The organism is Mediterraneibacter sp. NSJ-151, assembly GCF_022487435.1.
GTDB classification, from domain to species: Bacteria; Bacillota; Clostridia; order Lachnospirales; family Lachnospiraceae; genus Schaedlerella; species Schaedlerella hominis.
Genome location: NZ_JAKVPP010000007.1, coordinates 212,973 through 219,367, shown reverse-complemented (window position 1 = coordinate 219,367; position 6,395 = coordinate 212,973). Strand labels below are relative to the sequence as shown.

Genomic DNA, 6,395 nt, shown 5'->3' with positions numbered 1-6,395 from the left:
ATATTATACCTCTACAGGCACAAAAAATCAAGAGTTACACATGTTTTGTATAACATGCATAACCCCCGATAAAATCTGATCTTTTTATGTTTTTAAAAATCCTTCATGAAACAACCCTGGTGGCTTTCTCTCCATCCGACCATTTTTCAAAGTAAGTATCTTAGTCGCAAAATAAATTGTAATATAATAGTCTCCTTCCTGCTCTGCAGTCAAGCTGTACTGATGTTGTCTTTTTTGAAATAGCGGTACTACTTTTCTTTTCTTTTTAAGGAAACAATAATAGTAATCCATAATGGGATAGAAAAAGTATAGCACCTTACCAGTATGTCAAGAATATTCGTCTTTCCAATTACCTGAATCAAAATCAGTAAGATAATTCCAATCATGATTCCGATACTTGTTATGATAGCCGATAAATGCTTTTTCATAAATACCTCCTTGAGTTATTGGTTAACTATATTTGTATATGGACCGTACCATACACCTAGCGGATCGCAGAACATCCAAATGACTTTATATTGATTAATAAGAGATGAATTGAATTTATAAATTGTTGCGTTGACACGTCCTCCAGGACTCATACCAGCAATTACAGATAATGCTCCAAAACCAATAGCTCCTATTACTGCCTGTGGACCAATGAATCCGATACCTATTGCTATAGCACCTGCGATTACAGCAACAGCAGCGGCTTCTGGCCATGTAATAGTATGATCTACAGAACTGAAATAAATCCAATTAGCATCAGCTAATACATTTACATTTTTGTCAGGAGTACCAACACTCCAAACATGACCATCCACTAGAGTAGTATAATTATCTTCATCATATTCTAATTGTGCTATAATCTGACCTGATTCATCAAGTATATCCATCCCTCGATTTCCTTCATCCGTCAGATATAAGTTATAGATATAAGTTTTCCCATCAATCAGAATTTCTTCTGAGTGATGATTTTTATATAATAAATTAGCAGAATCATCATTAAGATTAATATTTGAGGCGTTTGCAGATATCCCTTGTATCAGCGTAATTGTAATTACTAATATGAATGCTATCATTTTCTTTGCGTGTTTCATAAATTCTTTCTCCTTCCTTTAATTCTGTTACATTCCACAAGATTTCTGGCAACACATATATCTTTCTTAAAAATAAATATTTTACACTACTTTCTTATTTTTTTTCGATGTGAAATTAATATGCCAATGGATTCTCCTCCTCTCATAACAAAGAATACTCGTTTTTATTGTAATAGTATTATATTATATATTCAGACAACTTTCAATAAACATTCATACTATTCTGACATTTTGGGCAATTCGTTTTTCCATAATATTATCTTTCGCAGCACTGCGGTTCCTGCAGATAAAAATTTATTTGGCTTTCCTTACCGCTTATATAACTAAAATTTTTCTTATGAATAAGTTGTTTTTCTGCCGGTTTATTTTTTATGATGTGGGTGTCAAAAGTCACATTTTCTGTGACTGACAACTGCACATATTTTTTGTCCTTTGCTACGAGTTTTATTTTCGTAGCAAAGCGCACTATGTGATATCAATACTTTTGACACCCACATCATACGATTTTATTTTGCTCGGCAGTAATCGGTATTGTTGCTATTACCATGGTATTTGGAATTTCCTTTGGAAAAATACAGGCAGAAGAAATAAGACTGGTCAGAGAAAATGGAACCGCTTCTTCGGGCAGAATAGAAGATGGAACAGAAGAACAATATGCAAAATTAAAACAACTGGATTATATAAAACAAGTTGGAAAAAGTATTTTTGTAGGTGAAGCTACAGACATTTCAGAGAATAATGCAAAAACGATATGCAACGTAGTATGGGCTGACTCAGAAAGCTGGAACAATTTTTTGGAGACCGGCATATACCAATGTGATTGGAAGCTACCCACAGAAAAAGGATGAAATTCTATTATCTGAGCGGGCATTGAAAAAACTTGGTATCTCTGAACCGGAACAGGGAATGGAAATAAACTTAGATGTATACAAAGGTGTGTTCGAACATTCGAAAGAAAAATTCGAATTGTGTGGCTGGTATACAGACTCTGGAAATGAATTAGTAATCGGATATATTTCACATGACAAAATTAAAGAGTTGAAACTGGAAAAGGGTCCTTATACTTTACTTTTCAGTCAGAGTGATCATTTAAACAGGAGTAAAACAGAGGAAAAATTATATCAGACATTGCCGATGAAGAGTGCAGATCAGAAGATATACGTTTCTGATACAGCACAATATACTGCTGTTTCTAAATTCGCAGGTGGATATGATATGTTGATATTAGGAACAATAGGAATTTTGTGTGGAATATATTTCCTTGTACGCAATGTCCTTTGGATATCCATGAGTGAAGATGTTCAAAATCTCGGACTGCTCCACACGATCGGAGCCACAGAAAGACAGATTACGAAAATTTACCGAAAACAAATGCGGTCACTCATGTTAAAAGGCTCAGTCTTGGGAAGTTTGATCTCTGCACTGATTTTGAGTTTATTGATACCGAAAATATTAGGTTTTTATTTTTATCAGGAAATGGGAGGGAATACAATACTTTCCTTTTTCAGACCGTGGATTCTTTTGCTTTCTGTTGTATTTGTAAATGGAATTTTGTGGATAGCATCGGAAGGCGTTATTAGAAAAATAACGAAGCTGTCTTGTATTGAGAGTGCAACTTATGATGGAAATATGGGTGACAGAAAAATAAAACATCCTGGGAAACTGGTGTTGAAACGCTCTGAAACAGGAGAAATGTTTTATATTGCATTGGGAAATATAACGCGTCATAAAGCACGATTTATCATTACAAGTATTTCCATATTTTTAGGAGTTCTGTCTTTTATTCTAATGAATGTACTTACAAATGGATGCGATTATAAGCATCTTCTTGAGAAACGTCCTGATTTTTTGCTGGCAGGAGAGTTTAGCAAATTCGGGAAAAGCCAGGGATGTGGGGAAGAATATAAAACCAGAGAAATCGATGTTGATCCTTTGCTGACGCAGGGAGATTGTGTGGAACTGCTGTATGATAACGATTATGATGAATTTTCACCAATCTCTCAAGAGTTGGAAAAAAAACTACATAAGATAGAAGGTATTGATTGGGAAAAATCTAATCTGATCGAAGGAGCTTATGTAACTACAGTTATGTCCAGAAAGAGCATCCGCCCTTATGACGAAGGGCTTTCGAATCTTACAAATGACAATATGATGGAAGAATTCAGTTGGAATACTGTGCAGATTTTAAATGACAATCAAATCTTGTCGCTTAAGAAATACGTTCAGGATAATCAACTCAATATTGATTTGAAATCTTTGGAAGAAGGAAATGGCGTGCTGATTATACATGAACATATGCTGACCCCGGAACAGCAAAAACTTGCAGATGAAGCAATTGGCGAACCGGTATACTTTAAAACTTTGCTTTCAAGAGAAGATGCGATTCGTAGAAAAGAACAAATTAATTCTGATAGTAAAGGGGAACAACAGAAAGACGAATTTCCTCAAAAGGAATCCGAAACATTTATCCTATGTGGGTATTTAGATCGGCAAAGTAATAATTTCCCGGAAATAAATCAATCCTGGCATGGAGAAGGCAGCTTATATTATTTTATCAGTGAGAAAGGCTTTCAAAAGATACCAACTGAAAAAAAGATATTAACAATGGAATTAACTGCTGATCCGGAAAAAGAACCTTATGTGAAAACACAGATTAGTGAGCTGATATCCGAGGAAAATAAGAAACGCTCTGAAATGACAGAAGTATCAATGGATGAAGGAACCGGCGAAGCAGGAGTTTTTGTTATCTGTAAATCAGACCTGATGCAACAAAAAGAAACATATATGAGAGGAAATCGAATTCTCCTAGGTGCTATAAGCATCATATTATTCATTGCGGGATTGACCAATTATTGTAACGTCGTATTTACCGGGATGTACGCTCGGAGAAAAGAATTTGATATTATGAAAAGCATCGGGATGACCGATAAGCAAATGAAATTAATGCTCTTTGGAGAAGGCAGTTATTATTTTATGTGTGTGATGGGATTGTTGTTTACTGCGGGAGTGGTAGTCTTGATTGGCGTAAAAATTTATATGGAAAATAAATTGTCATATTTTACATTTCATTGGCCGATTCAGATTACTGTGAGTGTAATGTTATCATTTGCAGTTATTAATATTTTTGTTACATGTCTTGTATGCAAGGAAAAATCTGGAAAAACAAATTGATCAAAAAGGAATGAATTATACGCTTTTTAAGGCTTGTAAGGTGGTGCAAGAAAGTCATGACCAAAGAGTGATAATCAAATCATATAGACAGGCTATGGCAACAGCAGGTTGCTTTTCATCCTGCAGATTTATCGATATGATAAAGATAACGGAGGTGACGACTATGGAAACAAAAAATATTATTTTGAAACTTCGTACTGGAAGAGGAATGTCACAAGACGAGCTGGCAGATAAAATCATGGTTACAAGGCAGGCAGTATCACGTTGGGAAAATGGAGATACCATTCCAAATACGGATACACTTAAGCTCTTATCGAAAGAATTTGATGTCTCAATCAATACGCTTTTAGGAGAACCCAGAAAGTTGATTTGTCAGTGCTGCGGGATGCCAATTGATGATGATTCCATATTGGGACGTGATAAAGATGGCACATTAAATGAGGAGTATTGTAAATGGTGCTATGCAGATGGAACGTACACATATAACGATATGGATGAATTGATTGATGTATGTGTAAAGAATATGGTAAATGAAAACTTTACCGAAGAACAGGCACGCACTTATCTGAAAGAAATGCTTCCAAAGTTAGATTATTGGAAAAGGTATGATGAACTTAGTGACAATGGGCAGTTTGAAGAGTTTAAAATGCAATTGATAAATGAAATAAATGATCTGCATATAGATGGACTTCCAAAGGTAGATAAACTAAATGCACTTGTGGGAAAATATGTGAATCTGGAATATACTCTGCCGAATGGACAAAAAGTGAAATTCCTTGATGATCAGAAAACCTATCTGGGCAATCAACTGGAGTCTGAATTTGGGGGAGAAAGGTGCTTCGGTATTCTGGCAGGTATGGATTTTCTTCTCGTATGTACATATGAGAAGAATGGTGAAAATCCGGAGCTTGTGATTTATAAAAAGAGATAATATAAACAAAAAGAATAGTCTAGACAAATAAATGACCGTTTACTATTATCAAAACGTAAATGGTCGTTTATTTATTTTAGAGAAAATATTAATTGTGGCACTGCATCTGTTTGCCAGAGATGGTTACGAGACTGTCTACGTCAGCCGGATAGCAGGAGAACTTGATATGACAAAAGGGGCATTGTACCGTCATAACAAAAGAAAGAGAGATATTTTTGACTGTATTGTACAGCGTATGGAGCAGCAGATGGAATTATCATGCATCTTGGTAGCGATTTGTGCATGTTAGTTGTCTGTATATAGACAATGAATTCAATTAGCGATAGAATAATTATGGTGGTAAATCCGTGGCACTCGGTGTGATGTTTATTGTGATGTCTCTGGGATGCCGTTATGAAGCAGAATTGCGCGAAGGAATGGAGTAACGGAATGAAATGGAAAAGAATTTGAAGTGTCTCGGTGTTTTTTCACACCTTGTCCTCGTTGCGGCTTTATTATTGCTGACCGCCTGCGGCAACGATTCACCTAAAATGGTGATTACCACGCAGAACGGTATCACAACATATGAAGGCAAATTTGAACCGGAACGATATATCGAAGCTCATATCCGGAGCGATGGGTAATAGAAAAATATAGTTTATGTGCGGCTAAAAAATTTGTGTGAAAGTGAAGAAATATAGGGGTCGAATAGATAACATGGAAAAATATAATATTAGCCTTAGGCAAATTACAGAAGATAATTTTATTGAAGCATTTAATTTGAAACTCGCAAACGGACAGGAACGTTTTGTTTCCCATCCAATTCGAAGCCTTGCACAGGCTTATGTTTACAGGAATCAATGTCAGCCGTTTGGAATTTATAAGGATGATACTATGATTGGTTATGTCATGGTGATTTATGATTATGATATTCCAGAATACGATATATGGCATATGATGATTGATGAATCTAATCAGGGACAGGGGTATGGAAGTATTGCATTGGAACTGACGATTGAGTACATTAAAACGAAACCATTTGGGACATCGGATAAAGTAACACTAACCTGTAATATGGACAATATTCACGCATTAAATTTATATAAGAATAAAGGCTTTAAAGAGACTGGAGCGATGGATGAAGATGAGATAGAGTTATCCTTGATGTTATAGCAAAAGCGCAGGATTTGTTATGGTGATTTGGGAGAAAAGAGCAATTTATTGATTATATGGAG

The 6,395-nt window shown here is 35.4% G+C and carries 8 protein-coding genes; 6 read left to right on the top strand and 2 right to left on the bottom strand.

Features of this window, described 5'->3' with window-relative positions:
• Window positions 1-248: 248 nt before the first annotated feature.
• Together LQE94_RS09485 and LQE94_RS09480 are read right to left on the bottom strand one after the other, a co-directional pair.
• Window positions 249-428, bottom strand: a complete 180-nt coding sequence (locus LQE94_RS09485; protein ID WP_117861818.1) for a hypothetical protein — start codon at window positions 426-428, stop codon at window positions 249-251.
• Between the two features lie 15 nt (window positions 429-443).
• On the bottom strand, window positions 444-1,079 hold the full coding sequence (locus tag LQE94_RS09480) for a hypothetical protein (protein ID WP_117861817.1): 636 nt from the start codon (window positions 1,077-1,079) through the stop codon (window positions 444-446).
• Window positions 1,080-1,624: 545 nt separating this feature from the next.
• Between LQE94_RS09480 and LQE94_RS09475 the strand changes: the two genes are divergently transcribed.
• From LQE94_RS09475 to LQE94_RS09450, 6 genes are all read left to right on the top strand, one after another.
• Window positions 1,625-1,927, top strand: coding sequence for a hypothetical protein (locus LQE94_RS09475; protein ID WP_240577544.1), 303 nt, complete (start codon window positions 1,625-1,627; stop codon window positions 1,925-1,927).
• Complete coding sequence (locus LQE94_RS09470; RefSeq protein WP_240577543.1) at window positions 1,896-4,250, top strand: FtsX-like permease family protein; 2,355 nt, start codon at window positions 1,896-1,898, stop codon at window positions 4,248-4,250. Before LQE94_RS09475 ends, LQE94_RS09470 begins: the two co-directional genes overlap by 32 nt.
• Window positions 4,251-4,413: 163 nt before the next feature.
• Window positions 4,414-5,181 carry a zinc ribbon domain-containing protein gene (locus tag LQE94_RS09465; protein ID WP_240577542.1) on the top strand — a complete coding sequence of 256 codons (768 nt, stop codon included), beginning with the start codon at window positions 4,414-4,416 and terminating at the stop codon, window positions 5,179-5,181.
• A gap of 31 nt (window positions 5,182-5,212) precedes the next feature.
• Window positions 5,213-5,470 carry a TetR/AcrR family transcriptional regulator gene (locus tag LQE94_RS09460; protein WP_022074409.1) on the top strand — a complete coding sequence of 86 codons (258 nt, stop codon included), beginning with the start codon at window positions 5,213-5,215 and terminating at the stop codon, window positions 5,468-5,470.
• Window positions 5,471-5,615: 145 nt separating this feature from the next.
• Window positions 5,616-5,804: a hypothetical protein gene (locus LQE94_RS09455; protein WP_121055561.1), complete on the top strand. Its 189-nt coding sequence runs from the start codon at window positions 5,616-5,618 to the stop codon at window positions 5,802-5,804.
• Window positions 5,805-5,877: 73 nt separating this feature from the next.
• A complete protein-coding gene (locus LQE94_RS09450) occupies window positions 5,878-6,333 on the top strand; it encodes a GNAT family N-acetyltransferase (protein ID WP_121055559.1) in 456 nt (151 codons plus the stop codon).
• Window positions 6,334-6,395: the final 62 nt, after the last annotated feature.